We start from the raw sequence: 26,324 nt of genomic DNA, 5'->3' as shown, positions 1-26,324 counted from the left end.
AAATTCCCAAGTAAACATTAATATCCGCTTAAACGGCTAAAAATCTTTGAATCACATCCTGACTAAGTTCCTGAGTTAAACCTGAAGCAACAATGCCGCCTTTTTGCATGGCATAATAGTAATCTGCCTGACGGACAAAATGCAAATGTTGTTCTACCAATAAAACAGAAATCCCTGTAGCTTCAATAATCTGACGGACTGCGGCTTCAATTTCCAAAATGATTGAGGGTTGGATACCTTCCGTCGGTTCGTCTAATACGAGTAGTTGTGGTCTTCCCATTAAAGCACGAGCGATCGCTAATTGTTGTTGTTGTCCACCACTTAAATCTCCACCCATACGAGAAAGCATAGTTTTTAAAACTGGAAATAGGCTAAAAATTTCTGGGGGAATTTCCGGTTTTTTGACTGGTTTGTGTCTAGCTTCCAATCCCAAAAGCAGATTTTCTTTAACTGTTAGTCGCGGGATAATTTCCCTTCCCTGACTCACATAACCAATACCCATTTTCGCTCTTTCATAAGTCGGTTTGGCGTTAATTATCTCCCCTGCAAAATCAATAATTCCGCTGCTGGGTTTGAGTAGCCCCATAATTGTTTTGAGCATGGTTGTTTTTCCCACCCCATTGCGTCCAATTAAACATACCATTTGTCCTGGTAATACGGTCAAATCCACATTTCTGAGAATATGACTTTCACCATAATGAACATTAAGATTAGAAATTTTTAGCATTATAAAATCAACCTGATTAACTATTTTAATTTTCCCCAATTTTCCCCAATTTCACCCCACCCTCCCATAATGACAAGGGAACAGGGAACAGGTAACAGGTAACAGGGGACAGGTGACAGGGAAGAGGGAAGAGGTTTTGGGCAACTTTACTTTTCGTTACTTATGTCGGTTTTTTTCCGTTCACCTACTTATTGCTGATTTACTTAATGGCAAAGGCATTTGTTTAAATGGCTTATTCCCATTCCCACCTCCGTTTTCTCAATCAATTGCTTTTAATAGCTCTTAAAAGGGTATTTTTTCATAAGAGGCATAACTTCCTTGTCTACCTTCCCTCCTTGTCTACCTTCCCTCCTTGTCTACCTTCCCTCCTTGTCTACCTTCCCTCCTTGTCTACCTTCCCTCCTTGTCTTCCCCGTCTTACCCCGACGACAATGTAAAAAACCTACCCTTGTGAGGGGGGGATGTAATTCTCTTCCTGTTTTCCCAAATATACTTCAATAACGCGGGGGTCATTTCTGACTTGCTCAAAATCACCTTCACACAATACCGAACCCTCATGTAATACCGTCACCTTCTTAGCGATTTGTCGCACAAATTCCATATCATGTTCAATGACTAAAATTGAGTGACTTGCTGCTAATGTTAATAACAAATTACCGATATTATAGGTTTCTTCATCTGTTAAACCAGCTACAGGTTCATCAACAAGTAATAAATCAGGAGATTGTGCTACTAACATTCCAATCTCCAAACGTTGCTTTTCTCCGTGGGATAATAAAGCCGCTGGAATATTTGCTTTTGCAGTTAAACCAATGGTTTCTAATAAGCCTTTGAGACTATTTCTTTCCGCAGAATTGAGCGAACGAAACAAAGTAGAAAAAACATTTTTCTGACGATTACTAGTGATTTCTAAATTCTCAAAAGGTGTTAAATTAAGATAGATGCGTGGGGTTTGAAATTTGCGACCAATTCCCAGCCGTGCAATTTGATGTTCAGCTAAAGAGCGTAAATTTTTACCTTTAAATAGGACTCTGCCTATGGTTGGTTGCACCTTACCTGTAATCACATCCAAAAAGGTAGTTTTCCCAGCCCCATTTGGACCTATTACTACCCGCAATTCACCAACATTCATACTAAAATTTAGGCGATTTATGGCCTTAAAACCGTCAAAACTAACGGTGACATTTTCAGTTTCCAATATTTTGGCGTTCATGTTTCACTTCCATATCTTCTTCTAAACTAGGATAGGTATCAGAAAATTTTAATTGCTGACGTTTCCGAAAGGGAATATTTTGTTTATATAACCATCCCATGATGCCGTCAGGAAGCAGAATGACGATAGTTAGTAATAGTATACCCTGAAAAAATAGCCATATTTCCGCGAATTGTTCACTCAAAAAAGTCCGGGCATAATTAACTAATAAAGTGCCAATAACTGCCCCGATTAACGTCCCTCGTCCCCCCACAGCCACCCAAATCACCATTTCAATAGAAAAGCCAATATCCATGGATCTAGGGGATACGGAACCACTTTGAACGGTGTAAAATGCCCCAGCTATACCAGCAATTGCTCCCGAAACTGCAAATACTAATACTTTAAAATCTGTGGGGTCATAGCCAGAATATCTTACCCGACTTTCATCATCACGAATAGCTATTAATAATCTGCCAAAACGTCCACTAGTTAACCAGCGACACAGCCCATAAATAGCCGCCAAAAATACCACCGTCAAGACATAAAAAACAAATTGAGTTTTGCTATCACTAACTATAGCACCACTGCCATTAACTCCCCAAGATAAAGGCGGAAAGGTGGTAAAATCTATCAATCCATTTGTGCCATTAAAAAATTGTTGTTGTCCATTAAAAAAATTGAAAAATACAATAATTGCAGCTTGAGTCAAAATCGAAAAATAAACCCCCTTAATGCGATTCCGAAATACTAAATATCCTAGTAATCCTGCTAACAAACCCGGAATCATCACCACAGCAGCCATAGACAGGGGAAAATCAGAAAAAGGCCGCCAAAATCCAGGAAGTTCCGTAACACCATAAAGTGCCATAAAATCCGGTAATTCCCCGGTGGGAACTTGCAATTTTAGGTACATAGCGATCGCATATCCACCCAAACCGAAGAAAATCCCATGTCCCAAACTCAATAAACCAGCATAACCCCAAATTAAATCAATTCCTAAAGCCACAATAGCCAGAGACAAAAATCGTCCCAATAAATTCAGACGAAAATCTGAAAGTAACACCGGCATAATCAAAATCAAAATCAAAGCGATCGCGCAAACGACTCCCACTTCAACTAATATTAAATTTCGCCCCTTTTTAATTTTCATCATTCCTGCTTTATCCATTTTCTCAAATCCGCGTTTATCTGCGTTTATCTGCGTTAAATTTCCGATAATTTAAACATCAACATGACGACCCTTTTGGGGAAAAATCCCTCCTGGCTTCCATTGTAAAAACACAATAATTAAAGCAAAAACCATCACCTTAGCCATACTTGTTGTCGCAAAAAAACTAAATAAATCAGCCAAAGGCTTAACCGGACTCAACAACAAGGCTAAAGTTCCCGAACCAATCAAATAATTAGTTGTCCCAATTCCCAAAGCGGCCAAAATCGTACCAGCTAAATTACCCACACCACCGACAACCACCACCATAAAGGTGTCAATAATGTAATTTTGTCCGGTATTTGGTCCAACAGAACCAAGTAAACTAATTGCACATCCAGCCACACCAGCTAACCCTGAACCCAGGGCGAAAGTAATTGCATCAACTTGTTGAGTGGGGATACCCAAACAGGCGCTCATGCTGCGATTTTGGGTGACAGCCCTAATTCTTAATCCCCAATGAGAACCTTGCAAAAATAGATAAATTCCCCCCACACAAATAATCGTCAAAGCAATAATAAATAACCGCGCATAGGGTAATTGTACACCGGCTAAAGATACACCAGCTTGTAACCAACTAGGGGCTGTAACATCTACATTTTGAGCGCCAAACCAAGGTAAAGTTACCCCTTGCTGATAAGTTTTACTTAACAAATTACAGATTGTAATTGTCAATCCTAGGGACAAAAATAGTAAAACTCCCACAAACCAATTACGAGTTTTCTGGAAATTATTCCGAGAATTTAAAATCCATAAACCCCCAAAAAACAGAAGAGAAAACAAAGCTATCCCGATGATCAATAATAAATTTACACTGCGGACAAACTGCTGAAAAATTAAACTTACTCCCCAGGTTGCTAACAGAGTTTCTAAAGGTCGTCCATAGAGATAACGAATTACGCTTTTTTCCAGAATTAATCCTACACCAGCGGTGAAAATAAAAGCGATAATCAAAGCCAAAAATATATAAACATCAAACCAAAACCCACCCAATTGCTTACAAACATTTTGCACCACAAAAGTTGTATAAGCACCAAACATCATTAGCTCACCATGAGCCATATTAATGACACCCATTAAGCCAAATATGATGGCTAATCCTAGCGCAGCAATTAATAAAACAGCGCCAATACTAACACCATTAAAGACAGCTTCCAAAAAACCTGTTAACATTTTCTCCCCGCAATTATCAATTTATTTCTAATAGTCAGTTGTCAGTTATTGGTTATTTTTTAGTTATTTTCACATCCCAAAATTGCTACTCAACAAAGTACAAATATGAATAGTAAAACTATTGTGGGGTGGGCATCTTGCCCGCCTATATGTACCTGATTGAGATGCAGTTGTATAACTAACCGCTGACAACTGACCACAAAATTAACCTTTCTTGTATTTACCACCTTTGGCGGGATCTGACCAATCACAAGCAAATCCCTTAGTCTCTTTCACAAATTGATTCCAGGGAACTGGTTCAACTGGTGCGGGGGTAGCATAAACAATGTCAAATAGGCCATCCTTTCTGACTTGACCAATGCGCACAATTTTTGATATGTGATGATTGGCATTAACTGTCACTTTTCCTTCAGGTGCATCTATAGTTTGACCATAGGCCGCAGCCCGGACTTTCGCCAAGTCAGTTGTAGTAGCTTTTTCTACCGCTTTTTTCCATAAATACACAGCAATATAAGCGGCTTCCATAGGATCATTTGTTACTCTATCTTCACCGTATTCTTTCTTAAAGGCTGCCACAAATTTCTTATTAGCAGGTGTGTCTACTGTTTGAAAATAATTCCAAGCAGCATAATGTCCTTTTAGATACTCCACACCAATGGCTTTAACTTCCTCTTCCGCAATACTCACAGACATGGAAGGATACTTTTCTGGTGTCAATCCCGCTCCTTTCAACTGTTTGAAGAAAGCAACATTACTATCACCATTAAGAGTATTGTAAATTACACCACCCTTTGGTAAAACTTGCTTAATTTTCGTGATAATAGCTGTTACTTCCGTATTACCCAAAGGTAAGTAATCTTCCCCAACAGTTTTCCCACCTAAAGCCTCTAATTGAGCTTTAATAATGTTATTAGCAGTGCGGGGGAAAACATAGTCAGAACCGACTAAAAAGAACTCTTTACCTTTATTCTTCAACAACCAATCAACAGAAGGTTCAATTTGTTGATTTGGGGCTGCACCAGTGTAAAAAATGTTTTTAGAACATTCTTGACCTTCATACTGCACAGGATACCACAGCATATGGTCTTTACTCTCGAAAACTGGCTTGACATTTTTGCGACTAGCGGAAGTCCAACAACCGAAAACTACAGCTACTTGATCCTGGTCAATCAATTTGGTAGCTTTTTCTCTAAAGGTATCCCAATTAGAAGCGCCGTCTTCCACAACTGCTTCAATTTGTTTACCTAAAACACCCCCAGCAGCGTTAATTTCCTTAATTGCTAGTTTTTCCGCGTCTACCACACTTTTCTCGCTAATGGCCATTGTACCACTGAGAGAATGTAAAATACCTACCTTGATGGTTTTACTATCCGTACTAGCTACGGTAGGTGTACTGGTAGATGCTGCGGGACTATTCGCAGTGTTGGGGGTATTATTAGCACAAGCTTTTAAGAAAATGCTACTACCAATACCCGCTGCACCGTAAAGCAGAAACTTACGTCGGTTAAATTGTCTACCCATATTTTTGATTAGTTATCTTTTTAAAGTGAGATATTAGTTCTATAATTAACTATTAAACTGTGATGTGCTATACAAAATTGTAATTTATTTTAATAAAAATCTACCTCAAGATAGATGAAAAATATAATTTCTTTCTCATCGGGATTGGTGTAATAACCACATACCTAGCTACCTCCCCGCCAGCGATTAGCAGGTTAGGATATCCTCATATAATTATAAATATCTGTATAGATGCTAAGATTCATATTAAATGTGATTAAGTATACAGTGATATTGGTGAAATTAAAAACTTGATCATCAATCTCTATCTTAAAAAACCTCATGTTGCTATAGTTTTTAATAACTATCAATCATCAGCAGTTATGACAAAATACATCATGTGGGGAAGTTACTGTGAAGACGTATTAACCAAACGTGAACCCTATCGTCAAGATCATTTAGCAGGATTAGCAAAACAGAAGCAAGCGGGGATTTTGATTACTATTGGACCGACAAAAGATATAACTCAGGTTTTTGCTATTTATGAAGCCGAAGACGAAAACACCGTTCGTCAATTAGTGGAATCTGATCCCTATTGGCAAAACGGTATTTGGATAGAGTATGCTGTTAAAGAATGGATTCAAGCTTTTTAGTCAATTTTCGCAAAGATAATTAATTCATAATTGGTTGGTAACTATGAGTTAATTATCCCTTCAACGCTTTTCTAAAATTGCGACGATAGGATGGGTTAGCCAAAAACAAAGCAGGCCACAACAAAGCTAAACCTATGCGGTTGGGTAAAGTTTGGTTAAAATTAGTTCTGTTAAATCCGGTCCAAAATTTCCACACACCACCAACATAAATCACGATTAGTCCAAAAATAAGTAATTTGATCATTACCATCAACTCTCTTAATCTAGGAAAGGGGAAAGCCAAGTAGTTAAACGCAATTAATCAGGGTTGTCTAAAAATCACTATGGGTGGATTTGACTCAAAATAAAGCGCAGACGGTCATAATCATCCTTGAGTAATATACTCAGGTGTCGTCCGGCTTTAATCAACCATTCTCGCTCAGTTTTACGTAACTGATACACTCCACGTATAGCTGCTGCGACCAGAGAATCTACTGGCGCAGCATTAATCATCAGTAATGTTCGCAGGAAATCCAAATCTTCAGTAAACTGAATAATGGACTCTGGTTGACACCGATAAACAGCTTGGTGAATTTGTGGGGGACGAGGTGGCAAATATTGATACATATTGCCATGATGACTATTTATAGATTTTTCCTCAAATCCCACAATTGCGGCTCTAAATTCAGTTTTTAGCATAGCAAATATTTGGGGTTGTTCCTCACGCAAAGCTTCTAAGGATAACCCCAAAGCAACCGCCCGATGTACAGAATCAACAGGCATAGTTGTGGCATGATACACTATAGCATAAACTTGATTACCAGATTCTTCATCCACAGCACTCACCCAACTACCGAAAGGTGGCATTGGTGGGAAGCTCAAGTCTTCCGGTTCTAAACACTGGGCCAAAAATTCTGTAGTATTGGTTTCAATTACCTCTGCAAAATGGTGAGAGTGAGAATAGGGACTATTAAGTCTGGCTTCGCTATCACCCGTAGTAAAATGTGGTAAAGGTAGACGCATAAACAATTAAAAATTAAGAATTAAGAATTAAGAATTAAGAATTAAGAATTAAGAATTAAAAATGGACGACACGCAAGTGTCACAAAAAATTATCATCTTTTCTTTGTAGTCAGGACTTTAGCCCTGACTACGATCTCATGTATTATGCAAGTTGCGTGTCTAGAATTTAATATTTACTAATGACCACTGACTAACTTGCTATTTCCCCGTTTTCTGAATTGTAGTTTCCACAGGTTCTAATTCTGTGAGACGGAAAGTAATTATTTTATCCCAATTACCACCTTCAAACAATACAGCTATTTTACCATCACTAACTCGTTGTACAAGTCCTTCAGACCGATAATATGTATCTGCGGGATTTTTGACGCGAACAGTTGTTCCAGGCAGTATCATCATATTTACCCTTTTTAGTTTCCTATTCTTAGCTTAATGCCTTCAGGAGGGAGTTTGGTAATTAGTTATTTGGTCATTGGTCAATAACCTGTTAAGAGTTCCCTAATAATAGCTTATTCCTTTTGATTTGGCTTTTGTCAGATAATTTCATTCCTCAACTATAACACAGATGATTATGTTTGACTAGATCTGACTATATTTTTGTGATTTAAACTCAATACTTTTGACGTTGACGATAATTAGCTACGGATTCTACTATACCAATAGCAATAAAGTTAGTCAACATAGCCGATCGCCCATAACTCATCCATGGTAAAGGAATTCCTGCCACCGGTGCTAAACCAACGGTCATGCCAACATTAACAATAAGTTGAAACACAATCATGGATAAAACACCAATGGCTAAAAGCGAACCAAAATTATCTTTAGCGGTTTGTGCTACATGAAGTAAGCGGAAACAAATCAAGCAAAAGATAGATAGTAAAATTAAGCACCCCACCAGTCCAAATTCTTCAGCAACGGCCGAAAAAATAAAATCTGTATGCTGTTCGGGAACGAAATTCAGTTGAGTCATAGGACCTTTAAATAAACCCCAGCCCCAAATTTCACCAGCGCCAATAGCAATACGAGATTGAATTAAGTGATAACCCGCACCCAGGGGATCATGTTCAGGGTTAATAAATACACTCAACCGATTTTTCTGATATTCTTTTAATATATGATTCCAGGCAAAGATACCTAATTCACCACCGAGCATATTTAGACACAATGAACCAATAGCAGCAATACCAAATCTCTTCCAGGGGAGACTAAACCAACCGACTATTCCCATGGCCACTGCCCATATTAAACCTAATATACTCAATGATATTTCTTTAGATAAAATTATGGGTGTAGATAATGGCCAAGATATACTAAATAGAATTGCAGCTATGACAGGGGAAATCATCAGTATCAACCAACCGGGGTTAGCATTTGCCCAATACAACATTCCTAGAAATATAGCCCCAAATACAAGAGATGTGGCTAAGTCTGGCTGTAAAAATACCAATGCCCAAGGTATAGCCGTAATTGCCAAGACCCGGAAAACACTTTCCAGTGTGGAGGCTGTAGACTTATGTAATAAAGCAGCTAAGGTGATAATTAATCCTATTTTGGCAAATTCTGAGGGTTGGACATTAAAACCAGCTATACTAATCCAACGCTGTGCGCCTTTGGCACTAGTACCGGCCAGCATGACGGCTATTAAACTAAAGTTGGTTAGCCCGTAAATGAACCAATGCCATTGTATGAGATTTTCGTAACGGCAACGAGCTAAAAATAAGGCGATAGTTGAGCCAATACCGGCTATTAACCAGTGCCACCACCAGTCAGTTACAGGTTGCTTGAGTTCTGTACTCAGAATCATTAGCCCACCAAACATACTAACGGCAACGGGTAGAAAAAACAATAGCCCGTCCATTTGTTGCCAAGGCTTGAGCCAATATTGCCAACGCATTTTCGGGAAAGAAGGTTTTGATAACATTGTGTGCGGCAGAGGACTTTAAAGGGGTAATGGGTAATGGGTAATTGGTAATGGGTAATTGGTAATGGGTAATTGGTAATGGGGAATTGGTAATTGGTAATGGGGAATTGGTAATTGGTAATTGGTAATTGGTAATTGGTAAGAAATTATTCCCAATCACCTCCTCCCCAAGTTTTATGTCAAAGCATTAACTGATACCTTACCTGCTACAGTAAGAGCGATCGCTGTTAAGGCTTTAGCTGCGGCTGTGTCAGGTTCACCAATAACTATTGGTACACCATTATCACCGCCTATTCTCGTAGAAATCTCTAATGGTACACATCCTAACAAGGGGACTCCTAATTCTGTGGCTGTTTTAGAGCCACCACCAGAACCAAAAATGTCATATTGTTTATCCGGTTGATCTGGGGGGATAAAATAGCTCATATTTTCCACAATTCCCAAAACTGGTACATTTAGCTGCTGGAACATTCGCAAACCCTTGCGGGAATCCAACAGGGACACCGTTTGTGGTGTAGTCACAATTACAACCCCTGCCATGGGTACAGCTTGGGTTAAAGTTAATTGAGCATCTCCTGTTCCCGGTGGCATATCCACGATGAGATAATCCAATTCTCCCCATTCTACTTGATAGAGAAATTGCCGAATTACACCATTGAGCATGGGACCACGCCAAATCACAGGCTGATCTTGATCAATTAAGAAGCCCATAGAAACTAGTTTAACACCATGATTAAATGCTGGTTCGAGAATGTCGCGGCCATCGCTGGAACGAACATTAATTTCAGCGTCACTCAAACCCAACATGGTGGGATCATTGGGTCCGTAAATATCCGCATCTAATAAACCGACTTTCGCCCCGGTTTGTGCTAAAGCAACTGCAATATTTACCGCAACTGTACTTTTGCCAACACCACCTTTACCGCTGGAAACAGCAATAATATTTTTCACTCCGGGAACGCCATTGCGGTCTGGTAAGCTTTTTTGCTGGGGTGTTTCTGCTGTGACTTCTATAATTACATCTGTGACACCGGGCAACTTTTTGACAGCTTTTTGACAATCTTCAACTATAAATTCCCTGAGAGGACAAGCAGGGGTAGTTAACACTAAAGTGAAACTAACCTGGCCACCATCAATTTTAACGTTGCGAATCATATTTAGTTCTACCAGACTTTTGCGAAGTTCTGGATCTTCTACTGGTCGCAACACTTCCAGGACTGAATGGGAATTTAGGACATCATACATACTGTGTTTACCGTTGTCGCTTCTATAAAGCTTAAAAAATTTTCATTGATAGATGAATCTTAACTTTATTGGGGTCATTAGTCATTGGTCAAGAATTTCCCAGACTCTAAAAATCAAAGCAGCCACCATGTAAAGATTTTTTCTGGGATAATCCAGGATTTTCTACAGATTCTATCAGCGCTCTAGCGACCCGATCTACATAAGGACGAGATAAAGACCAAATTAGGGGGGATAACCAACCACGCAAAGTCACAGAATAAGATAAGTAAGATCCGCAGATGGTTGATTCTACTTGGTATATTATTCTTTCTTCTATACCAGGAATTGCTAAAACCCGGATACTTAACGTCTGTTTGGGACTGACTCGTTCTACAAAAATCCGAATCGGAATTGGCCAAAACCTTGTCACTGCTTGAAAAATTAAGCCCGGTTTGGGGACTAATCCTAAGGGAACATTGGTACTTTTAAGTAGAGGATGCCAGGAAACATCTGTTAAATCTACGACTTTTTGCCAAAGTTCATCTACGGAGGCAGAACTGATTTCCCGATAGGTTCGCACTAAGGATGCACAAAAGCGCCGACGTTTACCGTGGATGAGTTTGGATAACCAATTTGGTATGATTTTGATCTGCTGCATATAACTGTGACAATGCTTAACATTGCTTTATATTTTGTCTGGTAACTATGACTGTTGAAAAAATTGTACTCAAACTCCTCTTTGTGGAAAAAACTATGAACAAAGTCTGTAAACAGAATCATAAGATTATTTGTATAACTAGGAAAATGATCCCTCAGATATGATATCTGTGGATGAGAATAACTTTCCGCGCTAAGGGAAATTTGCAGGCGTTTTGAACGGTTGTCTTTTCACCTATAATAAAAAGCTGTTCTGACAGATTAAGCCGGATTTTTGACCCTGACTGCTGACAAGTTTTGACAACAAAAATTTGTAATTGTTTAGAAATCGTAATTTTAGGTTCGGGAATTTATGTTAACCAACTCGCAAACCCCCACTATCACAAAAGAATCACCTAATTTTCTCCCTGGTGTCAATGCTCAGGCTAGAGTTAGTCAGTTTATGCAAAATGTTCAAGACCAAATTACCCAGGGTTTGGAAAAATTAGATGGTGTTGGTAAGTTTCAAGAAGATAGTTGGCAGCGTCCAGAAGGGGGTGGTGGGCGATCGCGTGTACTACGAGATGGTAGAATATTTGAACAAGCTGGGGTGAACTTTTCTGAAGTTTGGGGTTCTCATTTACCACCCTCGATTTTAGTCCAACGTCCAGAAGCAGAAGGACATGGCTTTTACGCAACTGGTACTTCTTTGGTGTTACACCCACGCAATCCTTATGTACCTACAGTCCATTTGAATTACCGCTATTTTGAAGCAGGTCCTGTGTGGTGGTTTGGTGGTGGTGCGGATTTAACACCTTATTACCCCTTTGCTGAAGATGCAGTTCACTTTCATGAAACTTTAAAACAAGCTTGTGATCAACATCATCCCGAATATTATCCTGTGTTTAAACGTTGGTGTGATGAGTATTTTTATCTTAAACATCGGGGAGAAACACGGGGAATTGGCGGTTTATTTTTAGATTATCAAGATGGTCAAGGTTCTATATATCGCGGTCCAGATCCTCATGGGGACGCTGCTATTTATAGCAATCAGGTAGGGGATTTACCATCACGCACTTGGGAAGATATATTTGCTTTGGTTCAAGACTGTGCTGGGGCATTTTTGCCAGCCTATACCCCGATTGTACAACGTCGGCATGAGATGGAATACGGCGATCGCCAACGGAATTTTCAATTATACCGTCGCGGTAGATATGTAGAATTTAATTTGGTTTATGACCGAGGAACAATTTTTGGACTCCAAACCAACGGTCGCACAGAATCAATTCTTATGTCTCTACCACCTTTAGTTCGTTGGGAATATGGCTATCAACCAGAACCAAATTCTCCCGAAGCTGAGTTGTATGAGACTTTCCTCAAACCTCAAGATTGGATCAACTGGAAACCAATTCAACAATAGGCAACTGATAAATGATTGATAATTGACAGTTATCAATTTCCGGTTATTGCCTAAAAAACCATGACACTAAAGGAGATTTATAGGTAAGTATCATCCCATATACATGAATTGATACTTACTAGATTGTGGTGGGTTTACCTGGGAATATAGCTTTCAGAGAACTTGAACTATTTAGCCCTAATTGGTTCATACTAGAAAATGGAAATGCGTCCCTCTTAAAAATTCTCTTTGTGAATAACGTCCGTACGGTATCTGATACAAAAAAAACATTCTATCACCTTCATACCAGGCCGATTAATACTATTTACCGCCGGGTAGTGGAAGAATTGATGGTAGAAATGCACCTACTGTCAGTCAATGTTGATTTTAGCTATGATGGGATTTATGCTTTGGGCGTTGTGACAACTTTTGACCGCTTCATGGCTGGCTACCAGCCAGAACAAGATCAAGAGTCAATTTTTCAAGCAATTTGTCACGCAGTGGAACAAGACCCCCACCGCTACCGACAAGATGCTTCTAGATTACAAGCTTTAGCAGCCAATGTACCAGTTCAGGATTTAATTGCCGGTTTGAGTCAAGCAACTCTCTTAAATCAAGATGCAGATTTACAAAGGCAACTAGAGGCAATTGCAGCCAATTCCAACTTTAAATACAGTCGCTTATTTGCTATTGGTTTATTTGCATTATTGGCAGAATCTGCTCCGGCATTTGTCAAAGATGATACACAACGAACTGAAGCACTAAAAACGATAGCCAAAGGGTTACATCTTTCAGAAGACAAACTGATCAAAGATTTAGAACTATACAGTTCTAACCTAGAAAAAATGGCGCAAGCACTCATCGTCATGGCAGATATATTGTCAGCAGATCGCAAAAAACGGGATCAACGACAACAACAAGCGGACACGACTACAGCACCATCTAGTATCAATGACTAAGTAATGGGTATCGGTGATAGGTGATAGGTGATAGGTGATAGGTGATAGGTGATAGGAAGTAATTACCAATCACCAATTACCAATTACACACCCAATAATTTGTAAATAATATTATTGATAATAGTAAGTGCAAAAGCACCTAAAATAGCACTCCAAATACCAAAACGCAAATAGAAACCATCTACCAACCAAGCAGCAATACTAAAACAAACAACAGCTATCATAAAAGTGAAGATACCAGATAATAAATCAAAACTGGCTAAACTGGGAATCACAAACAAAAGTTTGAGAATTGGCTTAACGAGTGCTGTAATAATACCTAAAACTGCTGCGGATAAAATTGCCTTTTCTGGAGTATCAATTTCCACTCCCAAAGGTAATTTACTAATAATAAACAAACTAATAGCGGTGACTAACCAAACAATTAACAGCGTCGTAATATCCATTACCATAACCCCTGAAATGTAAATGGTGATTGGTGATAAATTACCTGGTTAACTTGGTTTCTGGATATGAAAATCTTTGTAGCTTAACCAATTATTTACAAATTAACAGAAGTTTTTTCCAGAACTGGAATTTATTCTAAATATCTTTAGGTTTACTTTCCTTATCAATAAAAATCTCCCCATAAACTCGTAATTGAGGAAAATATGGAGAGATATAAACATACAAAATTTCAGGTGAAATGGTATTAATTTTGAGGAGAAGAATTATTTTTTCCCGGTTTTACAGGTGCTGGCGGTAAAGTATTATTGGGAATTGAAATACCAGGAGTTATTCCCTTTCCCGGAACAGGAAATAAATTTGGGTTATCGGGTGGTAAATAATTCAAGTTTCCCGGTGGGTTAATTCCTGGGTTAACAGGATTATTAGGTATTACCGGAACAGGAATAGTAGGGAAGCTAGGTGAATTTGTCAGTGGTTGAGATGATCCAGGAATAATTCCCAAAGATACCCGATTTCCTCCCACCTTCCTGAGCAAATCTAATGTTTGAATAACATCATTATAAGTTGCTGTACGTGACGCATTCAATACTAAAATCCCCTCTGGATTTGTTTGGATATATTGCTTTAAACGTGATTCCAATTCCTCCCGACTTACAGGTTCTTTTTCTATATATGTCATCCCCACAGCATCAATTGTCACGGGTAAAATGTTATTTTTAGTTTGGGAATTAGCAGCAGAACTTGTACCTGTACTAGCTTTGGGTAAATCAACATTAATCGCTTGTTGACGAGTAAATTGTAAAGCTGCTAATAAAAAGAATGTCAGAATACAAAAAACAACATCAATTAAGGGGATAATTTGAATCTGAACGTCTTCAGTGGGAGTGTCTAACTTAACTTTCATCTTCTTCTCCTGGTAAAGAGTTCAATTGGGAATTATCAATTGTACCCTCTGACTCAATTACAGAATTGTCGGGAAATGATTTTTCATTTGAGACTATCCCTAGAGTCATTCTGTTAGGATCAGGAGGATACTGACGGTAGAGTAATTCCATTTCATTTCCCGCTTTATTGAAAACCTTAACTTGGTTAACAACAAAACTTTGAAATAGGCGGTAGAATACCAAACTAGTAATTGCTACTATTAATCCTGCGGCTGTACTAATCAAAGATTCCCCAATCCCAGTGGTGACACCAGCAGCAGACTCTGTACCTAAATCACCAATACGAATTGAACTTAGGGAATGGATCAAACCCAGAACTGTACCTAACAATCCTAGCAGAGGCGAGAGAGCAATTACAGCTTCTAAAAGTTTTTCCCCCCGTCGCATTCCCGCTATTTCGTCTGCTGCGGTTGATTCTAGCGCCAATCTAAAGGTTTCTGGATCGTTTTTCTTTAGGCGTAAAGGTGCATATAAAAACCTACCAATGGGCTGATTTCTTGCTTTTTCAGCAATTGCTTCCGCTATTTCCCAATTTTCACCAGCAGCATCCAGAACACGATTAACTATTTTTGTTTCCTGGGTAAGAATCTGTAACCAGAACCAAAAACGTTCAAAAATCACACTTAGTGATAGCACTGATAAAACCAGCAAAGGCCACATAGAGGGACCGCCCTTCTTGAACAAGTCAAAAACTATAGAGGTCCCACTCTTATTCAACAAATCTGAAATATCCACTGTTTAAGTTTCCTCACTCCATCACTAGTAATCAAAGCATTTTCATTTTCAAGAGTAATGCAATACTCACAAAATTTTCTAATTAATTACCAAGGATTAACATCTTCTATACACAAGATGGCGGTTATTCCCACCGGGAGTTTAGAGGATTATTTGCCAAAATAAAAAAATCACTGGAGGTTAAGAGTATGAACTTTTCAATTCAATCCCTTTATACATGGTATCGGAATACATTACGCAATCCTAAATACCGTTGGTGGGTAATTATCGGTACGGTGGCCTATTTAATCAGCCCTTTGGATATTTCTCCAGATTTTATTCCTATTATTGGTCAAATTGATGATGTTTTACTTTTAACTTTATTCGTTACTGAAGTTTCGGGACTAGTAATTGATGGTTGGAAAGCTAAAAAAGGGACTGTAGAAAATAGTACCAGCAATACAGTTAATAATGCGCCTCCTACTGGGGAAACTGTGGATGTTGATTCTGTTTCTGTTAAGTAGTGTTGGAATGTAAACGGAATTTTAGATGCAAAAAAGCGATACCTTACCTTAGGTCAGCTTTGCTATTGCACTTCCTAATCTAAGAGTTATCAAACTGACTGGAGGTATGGTTAACAAAGTGGTTTAATCGTTTGTTTCTATAGGTCAGGATTTAGGAATGCTCTACCCTGGCCTATATAGGTTTTTTTGTAATCTGTTAAAAATTCAAATCTCTACCGTCATGATCATCACAAAATAGATGGCGACACTATTCCTGGTAATATATATGAAAAGGTGATTTCTACTTTTATATGCGGCGTGACTCTATTTTTTATTATTTATTTCAAAAATACCCAACGCTACTGTTTGAGCTATTGGCAAATCCTCCGGTAAACGCGGCTAGTTATCGCTTTGATTCGGTAGCGGTAAAAGAACCAAAGTTTGAAATTGATGGGGTGTTTTTACCACCAGAAACGGAAACACCAGGAGTTGTTTATTTCTGTGAAGTACAATTTCAAAGAGATGAGCGACTGTATGAACGTTTATTTGGGGAGTTGTTTCTCTATTTTTACAGAAATAGGGAGCGTTTTCAAGATTGGCAAGCGGTGTTAATTTATCCAACTCGGAGTACAGAACAAGGGGATATTCACCCCTATCGCGCACTTTTGAGTTCAGAACAGGTACATCGAGTATATTTGAATGAGTTGGGAGAATTTGAACAATTACCCCTTGATGTGAGTTTGTTGGTGTTAACAACCCTAAACCAAGACAAAGCACCAGCAGCAGCGCGATATTTAGTCAACCGTTGTCAACAGGAGTTACAAGCACCAGCGGATAGTCGTGCCATATTAGAAATAATTACCACGATCATGTCTTATCGGTTTACTCGTTTAAGTCGTTTGGAGATAGAAGCAATGTTAGGTATAACTTTTGAGCAAACTCGCTTATATCAAGAACTAAGAGAAGAAGCGACAGAAATAGGTATGCAACAAGGTATACAACAAGGTATACAACAAGGTATACAACAAGGTATACAACAAGGTATACAACAAGGTATACAGGAGGGAGAAGTAAATCTGATCCTGCGGTTGTTATCTAAAAAATTTGGGGAAGTGCCTAGTCAGCTAAAAATGCAGATTGAGAAGTTATCTCTGGAACAATTGGAAGATTTAACGGAGGTGTTGTTAGATTTTGCGAGTTTAGATGATTTGGTTAGTTGGTTGCAAAATTTAGAGGTTTCTGAGAAATAGAAGCGAAGTTTTGATCTATATCCATTCCAAAATTCAGCAAGTAATACCTCGGAGTCATTGCTTTTATCCTTTATACGTTTCAATGAATTTTATGAGAATTTATCCGGCGATCGCATTTCAAGAACATAGGAATGTACCCCCCATTAATGTTGGGGGTATCAATGCTTTATTTACCCAATGATTCAAGTCGTAATAGCCATGAATTAAAGTGAGGACATTTATTCCGAATTATTTCCAGTCCAATTGATTCAGCCAATAATGGACCATAAGTAGATTTTGCTCTTTCATAATCAGGAAATTGGGCAATAATACGTTTACTGGGGGCTGTTTCCTTGCTATCATTAATCAACTCAGGAGTTTCATGTTTATCGGCCGCAGCTTTGAGAATTGCAACCCGATCTGAGCAATGATCATAAAAGGACTCAAAACAAGTAGGATCAGAAAAAAGGTAAGCTTCATATTCATGCAGTTGAATGTACGGTATAAATCGAGGATCATCAATATCATTAGCAAAGCTTTTCTCTAAAAACTCAACTCGTTTTATGGGATTTTGGCGCATAATTTCAGATTCCTTTAATCCCGGAAAATTATAATGAATTGCATACAAATCAATCATGGTGGTAAAGAAAACATCTGTATTTTTATCCTCCGCAAGCGATCGCAAAATATCATCCTTCATTGGCTGATAATCACCATAACCACTACCACCACGATTAGTTTTACCCTTTTTTCTTCCATGAGCAATGAGTCTAGGGTGGTGCATAAATACTTGATGTTGCGCCAGGTGTGGTTGCAGGATAATAGAAGCAAATGTTTGTTCAGTTTGTCCTTCTGCAAATAAATAGAGTCTTACCATTAGTGTGGACCTCCACCAATGATATTTTTTTCCCAAATTTCTCCTAAACTATATTCTTCTAACCATGCTTCTAATTCTTCAGGATTTAACCGCCTAAATTGCGATTCCTTACCCACTCTATCTACTGTAATTACATCTTCAGCATTAAAGTTATCTAAAAAAGAAGTAGATTGGGTGCTAATCAAAATTTGTGTATGATAGGAAGCTTTACCAAACATCGCAGCTACAACATTGAGCGCGTAGGGATGAAGACCAAGTTCCGGTTCATCAACAATAATGAGTTCTGGAAGTTCATTTTCTGGCTGCAAAAGCAACGTAGTCAAGCAGATAGCACGCAAAGTACCGTCTGAAAATTGGTGTGGTCCAAATACTTGATCTGATCCTTTTTCTCGCCAGTTGAGAATAACATTATTCCCCCTAGGTTCAAGGACAAAATCATCAAAAAATGGGGCAATTAGACGGATAGTTTTAATAATACGCTGATAGGCTGTACTATGATCTTCGCGGAATCTCAGAAGTAATGCAGCTAAATTTCCCGCATCAGACACCAGGTAGCGGTTATCATCAATGTAACAGGATTGACGAACTCGCGCGGTAGATGAAGTATCGTGAAAGTGGTAAACACGACAGAGATTGAGCAAATGTTTGATAGTATTGGCAATTGTTGGTGTACCTGCTTGTGCTGCTTTGTTGATTTTTGTTTCTTGATGTCCCGCACCGAAGGAGTAAGTAGTTAAAGGTTGAGGTAGGTGTGAGCCGTTTCGCGTCCCTGTTTCTTCAGCAAAGATTAAAGTATCACCTGCTGCATGAAGTAGACAAATGGTATAGATAATATCCACACTCCCATTGTCAATCTTAAACTTTAGTTTTGCCTCGATTTGCGGTGTTACCTTTGGTCCAAAGTGTAAGAGAGATTGAGCGTAACCGGATATACCGATATATTGTTGAAGTCGTCCGGCCATCATCTCATTTAGCATCTTGAAAAAGGAGATCAGATTGCTCTTACCTGCTCCATTAGCTCCAATCAATATATTTAAGGGACGCAATTCAATATCCATTGTCTTAATAGACTTGAACCCCTTAATAATTACTCGTTGTAGCATAGTTGATAATTAGTATTTATACCAAGAATAGCAAACGTTTAAACATCTTTCACAAACTCCGTTAAGAACCTAAAGGCCTTCAAAATATAATTGGCGCAATCTTGAGGAGAACTATTATAAAATGATGGCCAGGCACTAGCTTTATCTTCATCATAATTATCTTGACGATGGGGATGATTTTCTAACCAAGCTAACCGCACTGCGTGACCGATTAACACATCTAAAACGATATATTCTTCAATTTGCAAGTTTGGGTTATTAGCGACAATTGTAGCCAATTCCATCAGGGCTTCTACATTGACTTGACGATATTCAGGGGCTTCAATTTTATTTAGTAAATGTTCAACCAATAAAGCAAAATTTCTTTCTCCGGCGGTCATTTCTGAAAGCATAATTTCACTTTCTAAACGATTCCGGCGTTCTAATTTATCACCAATGACTACACCTTTGCAATGCTGCATTAATAGCCAAACTTGTTTAAAAAAGTCCTTGGGTACACGATTTAATGCTCCTTCTGCTTGACGAAATCTGCGCCAACCATGGGGAGGAACTTCTATTTCTTGACTGACTACAGGTAACACAACCCAAGCGATATCACTTTCTTTTTGTTTGACGTGCAATGATTCCTGTTGACGCAATAAATTACTTACACCACTATATCCAGTTAACACTTGACGCAGACGCATTTTCACCTCAAAAGGTGATAACTCCATTAATTTCTCATAAGCTTCATCTTGGGTGAGATTAAATTCTCTAGCTATGTCGCTAGTAATTAAAAGAATCAGATAACCGACTCTTAATGTGATAAAACCGCGAAATAATTTTGGTTCAGATTTGATTAAAACACCAAGATAAATGAGAATTTCTTGTGTTAAAACCCGGTCGCGGATATCTTCACGACAGAAGTTATTGATTTTCTCAGCAATTTCATTTGCAGACATGGGAACAACCATTAAAGAAGCCTGACTATAAGCCCTCCCGACTGCAATTTGCTTTCCTTGCACCAAAATACTTGTTACCGCGTCTGATAAGCCAATATCAAGCATTTGACGTAAACCCGCAGCCCGTCGTACCACCGCCCAAATCCCTAAATCGCCGGCTTTGTTGTAAACTTCATCCAGTAAATCAGCTACAATGACTTTATGATTTGGACCTGCATAACCTGTATTAAATTCTAAACCCCGTAAGCGACTTAATGTTTGCAGTAATTCAATCTGCTCATAGATATTTTCCGATGAGCGCAAATATTGTAATAATAAATTTAAGTTGGTTTCGCATTCCATTTGAAATTCTTGAGTATGTCCCAAAGACCAACTTTTTTCTAAATGGGAAGTCAGATAATTACAACGAATTTTTTGATTAATTACTGATGATTGAGATAATGTTATGTCTGACAAAAAATCAATTTTTTGAATTGCGGCTGTCAGCATTAATTGATTTAATTTTCCTAATTTTACCTGCACTCCATGACAAATACCATCTTTGAGTTCTTGCATTAATTCTAATAATGCTTCTGCACCAGTTTCTAGCATTGTCCGAGTAATCATTAAGGTCAAAGTCGGACGACCTAAATCACTCCAATATTTTTGAATATAAGCTAATTCTCCTCTAATTTGATCTACTAAAAAGTGATAATCAAGAGTTAGATAAAACTGCTGAGAATCTAAAAATGATGGTAAAAATACTACTGTTTGATCTTGAATTTTAAAAAATCTTGATGTCGTTAAACTTCTCAGTCTTCGCAGGGGACGACCTGTTAAACCTAATTGATCATTTCTACCAATTTGGGTATAAATTTGCGAAAGTTCTTCAGATTTTCTGACTTGAATTGGTGCTAATTGCTTAGGTGTTTGGGTTTCAATTCCATATATTTTTAACTGATTTTGTAATTCTTCATCTTCGGCTATTAAAGCAATTTGTACTAAGGCACTTCTGCTTTTTCCTACGCTTAAATGTCTACCTAAAGGATCAATATCTCCTAAGGAAATTAAACCCTCGCTTAACATTTCTCCCAGATAATATAAACTTTGCGCCCAAACTAGGGGAATATTTTCGTTAGGTAATCTTAACTGAGTTTGGGGATTTAATTTTTCAGATTCTATATTTTCTTCAGGAACATAATATAGTTCTGGTAATAGCTGTAATCCATTTTGTTCTACCAACAATGATTTTAAAAGTTGTTGATATTTCTCAACTTGTGCTTTTTCACCGCGAAATAATCCATCAAGAACTAAATAAGTGAAAAATAATGGCCATTCACATTCAATATGCTCAAATTCTTTCAGTTCGCTAGGTTCATAATGCAAACGTTCGGTATCTTCTAAAACTGTTTGATGTCCATCTCTTAAAAAGCGTTTACAGCCATATTTTCCGGCTAATTTACTCACAATTTCTTTAAAGGTTCGCTCTCGTAATTTATCATCTTTGACAGCAAAAGCGGGATAACTAATAATGCTTAATAACGCTGCATCAATTTCTTTAGAACCTGATTCTCTGGGTAATAATGATTCTAAGGTGATTCTTGCTCTGGCAATTTCATCTGGTAAAACGTGAATTACTGAGGCTTGACTACCATAAACACCAAATAAATTGAGTCCATTTACTGCTTCTAAAGCTGCTTTAGCCATTCCTAAAGAACTGGCGTTTAATTCTGCATTACCATGATTAATTTTATTACCCCGTTCCCAAATTCCAAAATCTGGTGTCCGGTAAGCTCTGCCAATATAATAAACTAGATTTTGAACAAAGTTAACTTCATCTAATGTAAAAATAATTGATAAGCCACTGGCGGTCATTTCTGCTAACATTAACAAGAAGATAGATGTAGCGTCAAGTTGTAAATGTCCCCATTCATCATCACCAACCACAATATCACCTGTGGACGTATTGTATTTGGCGTGAAGTCCATCTAATAAAGATTGTGTATATTTAAATTTCTCTACTTTATGAGCTTGTCGCATCATAGCAAATAACAGGCCACGCATTAATTTGACAACACTATGTTCTAGTTCATAAGTGCGACCACCGTCACTATCTAATTTGCGATATGCTAAAGCTAAACCCCAAACTGCTAATATACTATACACATTATCTCGCACCCAGGCATCTGTATAATCACCATGAGCAGTCACAGCGGTACTTGCGGGTAATAAACCAGTAATGGGATTTTGACGCGCTAAAATAATTGTTTTGATTTCCTGATAATAAGAATCTAAGCGGGTTGTGAATGTGGTAGATATGTTCATTATGCTGATGATAAACTGCTGAAAAATTTAACTCTGTTGGTGTCGGGTGAATAAATAAGAACTTTTTACAATTTCTCCTGTGGGTGTATGCAAAAACCTGGGGAAGTTTTTACAGACAAGACACATTATAATCATAATATGCGACGTGACTCTATTTTCTATTAGTTATTACCAAGATTATTTATTCTATTCTCGCTTGACTCCCTTAATTCGTGTTGAGATAGAACCAAGGTTAGATTTAAGTTTTCAGAATACTCGCTTGTATAAAGTGCTAAGAGAATAAGTTACTGAAATAGATATATTTTTATTGATTGTATCCCAGTTACCATGATCTGAGTCAGTGACAACAGAGTAAATATTCTGAAAATATCTTTTCTCCTGTTTGCTATTGAGTGAAGGCGAACTTTATCTTAAAATGATGAGTAGACATTTAGTGAAGTGGTTTATTCAAATTGCCTCTTCCTATCGAAAATGAACCAAAAGTAGTTAAAAGTAACATGAATCACCTGTGAGTAGTTCCTAAAAAAGCTAACAGCTTGATGTTGGATACTCAAAACAAGGTAGATTAAGCATTTTGAGTATCTTATGAGTATGATCAAAAGTATGAAAACTGAAAATATTGATTTTCCGGTACTACACTCGGAGTTATTCTTGCGTCACCGTCTACAAGTAGTAGAGGAATTGTGGGAAACAGTTCTCCGGCAAGAATGCGGTCAAGAAATGGTAGATTTATTACGTCAACTGCGGAATCTGTGTTCCCCGGAAGGACAAGCCACACATCACCAAGCCGCCTCAGCCGTAGAATTAATTGAACAGTTGAATATCAATGAGGCTATTCGTGCCGCCCGTGCTTTCGCGCTCTATTTTCAGCTAATTAATATTATTGAGCAGGAATACGAGCAAAAGCAGCAATTAACCCGCTATGCAATTCAACCTGATCAAAAACTTTTTCCCAGTATCATTTATGCTACCAACCAACGGGAGGAAGATGTACTGATTACCAAAGAAGTAGGTAGCGACTTAATGACACCGGAAACCCAGCAAAAAGGCAGTTTTGCGGCTTTATTTCCGCTATTATTTCAATTGAATGTTCCCCCACAACAAATTCAACGTCTGATTTCTCAACTGGATATCCGCTTGGTTTTCACCGCACACCCCACGGAAATTGTCCGTCATACTATCCGAGATAAACAGCGTCAGGTGGTACATCTTTTACAAAAAATGGATGATAGTATCACTCGTGCTGGTAGTTATCCTTGGGAAACAGTAGAAATCAAAGAGAGGTTACTGGAAGAAATTCGTCTCTGGTGGCGTACGGATGAATTGCATCAATTCAAACCGACGGTTTTAGATGAAGTAGATTATGCCCTTCACTACTTTCAAGAGGTGTTATTTGATGGGATTACACAATTATATAAACGCTTTAAATACTCCCTAGAGGAAACTTTTCCCTGGTTACAACCACCGGGGACAAATTTTTGCTCCTTTGGTTCTTGGGTAGGTTCAGACCGAGATGGTAATCCCTCCGTGACACCAGAAGTAACATGGAAAACCGCCTGTTATCAACGGAAAATGGTTTTAGATCGGTATATTAAATCTGTGAAAGAGTTAGTGACATTACTGAGCGTTTCTATGCAGTGGAGTGATGTATTGCCAGATTTACTGGAATCTCTGGAGTTAGATCAATCACAGCTAAGTAGCGTTTATGACTCTTTAGCTTTAAGGTTTCGTCAAGAGCCTTATCGCCTGAAGTTATCTTATATACTTAAAAGACTAGAAAATACACGAGATCGGAATTTAGCCTTATATAATCGAGAAACGCCGCAAAATGAAGATGCACATAAATACCGGTCTGGTACAGAATTTTTAGCGGAATTGTTATTAATTCAACGCAACTTGCGGGAAACAGGTTTAAGTTGTGCGGAGTTAGAAAATCTGATTTGTCAAGTAGAAATATTTGACTTTAATTTGACGCAATTAGATATTCGTCAAGAATCCTCTCGTCATGCTGATGCAATTAATGAAATTCTGGAATATTTGCAGCTTTTACCGCAATCTTACCATGAATTATCGGAAGAACAAAGAATAGCTTGGTTAACCGCAGAATTGCAAACTCGTAGACCATTGATTCCCGCTGAATTACCATTTTCGGAAAAAACCAATGATGTTATTCAAACCTTCCGCATTTTGCGATCGCTGCAACAAGAATTTGGTATCAATATCTGTCAAACTTATATTATTAGTATGTGCCGTGAAGTTAGCGACGTACTAGAAGTTTTACTATTAGCCAAAGAATCAACCTTATTTGACCCTGTACTTGCGGTGGGGACAATTCGCGTTGTGCCTTTATTTGAAACCGTAGAAGATTTACAACGCTCCAGAAGCGTAATGCAACAACTGTTTGAACTGCCCTTGTATCGTGCTATGCTGGCTGGAGGCTACGCTGCAATTAACAATACAGAGGCACAAGCACATCCATCTATTGCTACACTGAGTCCTAACTTACAGGAGGTAATGCTAGGGTATTCTGATAGTAACAAAGACTCTGGTTTTTTAAGTAGTAACTGGGAAATTCATAAAGCCCAAAAATCACTCCAGAAAATTGCTGAAAGTTATGGTGTAAATCTGCGGATTTTCCACGGACGCGGGGGGTCTGTGGGTCGCGGTGGCGGTCCTGCTTATGAAGCAATTTTAGCCCAACCAGGTAACAGTATTAGCGGCCGGATCAAAATCACCGAACAAGGGGAAGTATTAGCTTCCAAATACTCCTTATTAGATTTAGCCTTATATCACTTAGAGACTATCACCACAGCAGTAATTCAAGCGAGTTTATTGGGGACAGGGTTTGATGATATTGAACCTTGGAATGAGATCATGGAAGAATTAGCTCATGCCTCCCGTCAGCACTATCGTAACCTAATTTATGAGCAACCTGATTTTATTGACTTCTTTCACCAGGTTACACCCATAGAAGAAATCAGCCAATTACAAATTAGTTCTCGTCCGGCCCGTCGTCCATCTGGTAAAAAAGATTTAAGCAGTTTACGAGCTATCCCATGGGTATTTAGTTGGACACAAACCCGCTTCTTATTACCTTCTTGGTATGGAATTGGTACAGCTTTACAAAAATTTCTGGACGAAGAACCAGAACAACATTTAAAATTACTGCGCTATTTTTACCTAAAGTGGCCATTCTTTAAAATGGTGATTTCTAAAGCAGAAATGACCTTAGCAAAGGTGGACATGGAAATGGCACGTCATTATGTCAACGAATTATCTAACCCTGAAGACAAAACTAGATTTGAGAATGTTTTTGAACAAATTTCTAGGGAATTTTTCCTCACTAGAGATTTAGTTTTAAAAATCACTGGACACCAAAAACTATTAGATGGTGATCCAATTTTACAACGTTCTGTACAATTAAGAAACGGAACAATTGTGCCTTTAGGATTTATCCAAGTTTCCTTGCTAAAACGCTTGCGTCAGTCTAAAAATGCGCCCACAACCGGCGTAATTCACTCCCGTTACAGTAAAGGAGAATTACTCAGAGGTGCATTATTAACCATTAACGGTATTGCAGCAGGAATGAGAAATACTGGTTGATAAAAGACAATAAGGAAGAGACATTCTATTTCTTCCTTTGCGCGAAACAAAAATATCATCAAAAAC

General features: G+C 38.3%; 24 protein-coding genes. 6 read left to right on the top strand and 18 right to left on the bottom strand.

Translation table 11 applies throughout. The annotated features are described in order from the left end of the window. Window positions 1–28 precede the first annotated feature (28 nt). The 5 genes from urtE to urtA form a co-directional block, all read right to left on the bottom strand. Window positions 29–727, bottom strand: coding sequence for an urea ABC transporter ATP-binding subunit UrtE (gene urtE / locus H6F62_RS10060; RefSeq protein ID WP_137907602.1), 699 nt, complete (start codon window positions 725–727; stop codon window positions 29–31). Between the two features lie 442 nt (window positions 728–1,169). Next, on the bottom strand, window positions 1,170–1,940 hold the full coding sequence (gene urtD / locus H6F62_RS10055) for an urea ABC transporter ATP-binding protein UrtD (protein ID WP_190371943.1): 771 nt from the start codon (window positions 1,938–1,940) through the stop codon (window positions 1,170–1,172). Beyond that, window positions 1,915–3,090: an urea ABC transporter permease subunit UrtC gene (gene urtC / locus H6F62_RS10050; protein WP_242025965.1), complete on the bottom strand. Its 1,176-nt coding sequence runs from the start codon at window positions 3,088–3,090 to the stop codon at window positions 1,915–1,917. Before urtC ends, urtD begins: the two co-directional genes overlap by 26 nt. 51 nt (window positions 3,091–3,141) lie before the next feature. Continuing rightward, complete coding sequence (gene urtB / locus H6F62_RS10045; protein WP_190371942.1) at window positions 3,142–4,302, bottom strand: urea ABC transporter permease subunit UrtB; 1,161 nt, start codon at window positions 4,300–4,302, stop codon at window positions 3,142–3,144. 204 nt (window positions 4,303–4,506) lie between these two features. Next, a complete protein-coding gene (gene urtA, locus H6F62_RS10040) occupies window positions 4,507–5,823 on the bottom strand; it encodes an urea ABC transporter substrate-binding protein (protein WP_137907606.1) in 1,317 nt (438 codons plus the stop codon). Window positions 5,824–6,185: 362 nt separating this feature from the next. On the opposite strand from urtA, the gene H6F62_RS10035 reads away from it, so the two are divergent. After that, the gene (locus H6F62_RS10035) at window positions 6,186–6,455 is read left to right on the top strand and encodes a YciI family protein (RefSeq protein WP_137907607.1); all 270 of its coding nucleotides are present in this window, start codon (window positions 6,186–6,188) and stop codon (window positions 6,453–6,455) included. A 52-nt stretch (window positions 6,456–6,507) separates the two neighbouring features. Here H6F62_RS10035 and H6F62_RS10030 read toward each other — a convergent pair whose 3' ends face one another. The 7 genes from H6F62_RS10030 to H6F62_RS10000 all read right to left on the bottom strand — a co-directional run bounded on the left by H6F62_RS10030 (window position 6,508) and on the right by H6F62_RS10000 (window position 11,239). Beyond that, entirely contained in the window at window positions 6,508–6,699 is a 192-nt protein-coding gene (locus H6F62_RS10030; RefSeq protein ID WP_028083513.1) for a hypothetical protein, read from the bottom strand. 77 nt (window positions 6,700–6,776) lie between these two features. Then, complete coding sequence (locus tag H6F62_RS10025; protein WP_137907608.1) at window positions 6,777–7,457, bottom strand: HAS-barrel domain-containing protein; 681 nt, start codon at window positions 7,455–7,457, stop codon at window positions 6,777–6,779. 198 nt (window positions 7,458–7,655) lie between these two features. Next, complete coding sequence (locus H6F62_RS10020; protein ID WP_137907659.1) at window positions 7,656–7,850, bottom strand: NAD(P)H dehydrogenase subunit NdhS; 195 nt, start codon at window positions 7,848–7,850, stop codon at window positions 7,656–7,658. Window positions 7,851–8,064: 214 nt separating this feature from the next. Then, window positions 8,065–9,375, bottom strand: coding sequence for a rod shape-determining protein RodA (gene rodA / locus H6F62_RS10015; protein ID WP_137907609.1), 1,311 nt, complete (start codon window positions 9,373–9,375; stop codon window positions 8,065–8,067). Further along, window positions 9,275–9,535, bottom strand: a complete 261-nt coding sequence (locus tag H6F62_RS10010; RefSeq protein WP_190371948.1) for a hypothetical protein — start codon at window positions 9,533–9,535, stop codon at window positions 9,275–9,277. Before H6F62_RS10010 ends, rodA begins: the two co-directional genes overlap by 101 nt. A gap of 14 nt (window positions 9,536–9,549) precedes the next feature. Then, window positions 9,550–10,620, bottom strand: coding sequence for an Mrp/NBP35 family ATP-binding protein (locus tag H6F62_RS10005; RefSeq protein ID WP_137907611.1), 1,071 nt, complete (start codon window positions 10,618–10,620; stop codon window positions 9,550–9,552). Window positions 10,621–10,726: 106 nt separating this feature from the next. Next, window positions 10,727–11,239 (bottom strand): SRPBCC family protein, encoded by a 513-nt coding sequence (locus tag H6F62_RS10000; RefSeq protein WP_190371946.1) that lies wholly within the window; start codon window positions 11,237–11,239, stop codon window positions 10,727–10,729. Between the two features lie 369 nt (window positions 11,240–11,608). Here H6F62_RS10000 and hemF point away from each other — a divergent pair, with 369 nt between their 5' ends. Then, a complete protein-coding gene (hemF, locus tag H6F62_RS09995) occupies window positions 11,609–12,655 on the top strand; it encodes an oxygen-dependent coproporphyrinogen oxidase (protein ID WP_190371941.1) in 1,047 nt (348 codons plus the stop codon). A 230-nt stretch (window positions 12,656–12,885) separates the two neighbouring features. After that, window positions 12,886–13,593, top strand: a complete 708-nt coding sequence (psb29, locus tag H6F62_RS09990; RefSeq protein ID WP_137907614.1) for a photosystem II biogenesis protein Psp29 — start codon at window positions 12,886–12,888, stop codon at window positions 13,591–13,593. Between the two features lie 83 nt (window positions 13,594–13,676). On the opposite strand, the gene H6F62_RS09985 is transcribed toward psb29, so the two are convergent. From H6F62_RS09985 to H6F62_RS09975, 3 genes are all read right to left on the bottom strand, one after another. Further along, window positions 13,677–14,039, bottom strand: coding sequence for a phage holin family protein (locus H6F62_RS09985; protein WP_137907615.1), 363 nt, complete (start codon window positions 14,037–14,039; stop codon window positions 13,677–13,679). 245 nt (window positions 14,040–14,284) lie between these two features. Then, window positions 14,285–14,944 (bottom strand): biopolymer transporter ExbD, encoded by a 660-nt coding sequence (locus tag H6F62_RS09980; RefSeq protein ID WP_137907616.1) that lies wholly within the window; start codon window positions 14,942–14,944, stop codon window positions 14,285–14,287. Then, window positions 14,934–15,644: a MotA/TolQ/ExbB proton channel family protein gene (locus tag H6F62_RS09975; protein ID WP_137907617.1), complete on the bottom strand. Its 711-nt coding sequence runs from the start codon at window positions 15,642–15,644 to the stop codon at window positions 14,934–14,936. The genes H6F62_RS09980 and H6F62_RS09975 overlap by 11 nt, the downstream gene beginning before the upstream one ends. Window positions 15,645–15,907: 263 nt before the next feature. On the opposite strand from H6F62_RS09975, the gene H6F62_RS09970 reads away from it, so the two are divergent. After that, window positions 15,908–16,222 (top strand): YkvA family protein, encoded by a 315-nt coding sequence (locus tag H6F62_RS09970; protein ID WP_137907618.1) that lies wholly within the window; start codon window positions 15,908–15,910, stop codon window positions 16,220–16,222. 290 nt (window positions 16,223–16,512) lie between these two features. Then, window positions 16,513–17,451 (top strand): Rpn family recombination-promoting nuclease/putative transposase, encoded by a 939-nt coding sequence (locus H6F62_RS09965; protein ID WP_190371940.1) that lies wholly within the window; start codon window positions 16,513–16,515, stop codon window positions 17,449–17,451. 166 nt (window positions 17,452–17,617) lie between these two features. Here H6F62_RS09965 and H6F62_RS09960 read toward each other — a convergent pair whose 3' ends face one another. The 3 genes from H6F62_RS09960 to H6F62_RS09950 are packed head-to-tail and all read right to left on the bottom strand — an operon-like array spanning window position 17,618 to window position 22,655. Then, window positions 17,618–18,307, bottom strand: coding sequence for a DUF4276 family protein (locus H6F62_RS09960; protein ID WP_190371939.1), 690 nt, complete (start codon window positions 18,305–18,307; stop codon window positions 17,618–17,620). Further along, window positions 18,307–19,410: an AAA family ATPase gene (locus tag H6F62_RS09955; RefSeq protein WP_137907621.1), complete on the bottom strand. Its 1,104-nt coding sequence runs from the start codon at window positions 19,408–19,410 to the stop codon at window positions 18,307–18,309. The genes H6F62_RS09960 and H6F62_RS09955 overlap by 1 nt, the downstream gene beginning before the upstream one ends. 38 nt (window positions 19,411–19,448) lie before the next feature. Next, window positions 19,449–22,655, bottom strand: a complete 3,207-nt coding sequence (locus H6F62_RS09950; protein ID WP_137907622.1) for a glycoside hydrolase family 15 protein — start codon at window positions 22,653–22,655, stop codon at window positions 19,449–19,451. A gap of 603 nt (window positions 22,656–23,258) precedes the next feature. Here H6F62_RS09950 and ppc point away from each other — a divergent pair. Then, a complete protein-coding gene (gene ppc, locus H6F62_RS09945; RefSeq protein ID WP_242025963.1) occupies window positions 23,259–26,258 on the top strand; it encodes a phosphoenolpyruvate carboxylase in 3,000 nt (999 codons plus the stop codon). Window positions 26,259–26,324: the final 66 nt, after the last annotated feature.

The sequence above is a fragment of the Anabaena sp. FACHB-1391 genome (assembly GCF_014696755.1).
Lineage (GTDB): Bacteria > Cyanobacteriota > Cyanobacteriia > Cyanobacteriales > Nostocaceae > Dolichospermum > Dolichospermum planctonicum.
This window is presented reverse-complemented; position numbering and strand designations above follow the sequence as displayed.

What these genes read in the sequence shown, in the direction of transcription:
- urtE (WP_137907602.1), bottom strand. Translation starts at nt 727, where the DNA reads ATGCTAAAAATTTCTAATCTTAATGTTCATTATGGTGAAAGTCATATT.
- urtD (WP_190371943.1), bottom strand. Translation starts at nt 1,940, where the DNA reads ATGAACGCCAAAATATTGGAAACTGAAAATGTCACCGTTAGTTTTGAC.
- urtC (WP_242025965.1), bottom strand. Translation starts at nt 3,090, where the DNA reads ATGGATAAAGCAGGAATGATGAAAATTAAAAAGGGGCGAAATTTAATA.
- urtB (WP_190371942.1), bottom strand. Translation starts at nt 4,302, where the DNA reads ATGTTAACAGGTTTTTTGGAAGCTGTCTTTAATGGTGTTAGTATTGGC.
- urtA (WP_137907606.1), bottom strand. Translation starts at nt 5,823, where the DNA reads ATGGGTAGACAATTTAACCGACGTAAGTTTCTGCTTTACGGTGCAGCG.
- H6F62_RS10035 (WP_137907607.1), top strand. Translation starts at nt 6,186, where the DNA reads ATGACAAAATACATCATGTGGGGAAGTTACTGTGAAGACGTATTAACC.
- H6F62_RS10030 (WP_028083513.1), bottom strand. Translation starts at nt 6,699, where the DNA reads ATGATCAAATTACTTATTTTTGGACTAATCGTGATTTATGTTGGTGGT.
- H6F62_RS10025 (WP_137907608.1), bottom strand. Translation starts at nt 7,457, where the DNA reads ATGCGTCTACCTTTACCACATTTTACTACGGGTGATAGCGAAGCCAGA.
- H6F62_RS10020 (WP_137907659.1), bottom strand. Translation starts at nt 7,850, where the DNA reads ATGATACTGCCTGGAACAACTGTTCGCGTCAAAAATCCCGCAGATACA.
- rodA (WP_137907609.1), bottom strand. Translation starts at nt 9,375, where the DNA reads ATGTTATCAAAACCTTCTTTCCCGAAAATGCGTTGGCAATATTGGCTC.
- H6F62_RS10005 (WP_137907611.1), bottom strand. Translation starts at nt 10,620, where the DNA reads ATGTATGATGTCCTAAATTCCCATTCAGTCCTGGAAGTGTTGCGACCA.
- hemF (WP_190371941.1), top strand. Translation starts at nt 11,609, where the DNA reads ATGTTAACCAACTCGCAAACCCCCACTATCACAAAAGAATCACCTAAT.
- H6F62_RS09985 (WP_137907615.1), bottom strand. Translation starts at nt 14,039, where the DNA reads ATGGATATTACGACGCTGTTAATTGTTTGGTTAGTCACCGCTATTAGT.
- H6F62_RS09980 (WP_137907616.1), bottom strand. Translation starts at nt 14,944, where the DNA reads ATGAAAGTTAAGTTAGACACTCCCACTGAAGACGTTCAGATTCAAATT.
- H6F62_RS09975 (WP_137907617.1), bottom strand. Translation starts at nt 15,644, where the DNA reads ATGTGGCCTTTGCTGGTTTTATCAGTGCTATCACTAAGTGTGATTTTT.
- H6F62_RS09970 (WP_137907618.1), top strand. Translation starts at nt 15,908, where the DNA reads ATGAACTTTTCAATTCAATCCCTTTATACATGGTATCGGAATACATTA.
- H6F62_RS09965 (WP_190371940.1), top strand. Translation starts at nt 16,513, where the DNA reads ATGCGGCGTGACTCTATTTTTTATTATTTATTTCAAAAATACCCAACG.
- H6F62_RS09960 (WP_190371939.1), bottom strand. Translation starts at nt 18,307, where the DNA reads ATGGTAAGACTCTATTTATTTGCAGAAGGACAAACTGAACAAACATTT.
- H6F62_RS09955 (WP_137907621.1), bottom strand. Translation starts at nt 19,410, where the DNA reads ATGCTACAACGAGTAATTATTAAGGGGTTCAAGTCTATTAAGACAATG.
- H6F62_RS09950 (WP_137907622.1), bottom strand. Translation starts at nt 22,655, where the DNA reads ATGAACATATCTACCACATTCACAACCCGCTTAGATTCTTATTATCAG.
- ppc (WP_242025963.1), top strand. Translation starts at nt 23,259, where the DNA reads ATGAAAACTGAAAATATTGATTTTCCGGTACTACACTCGGAGTTATTC.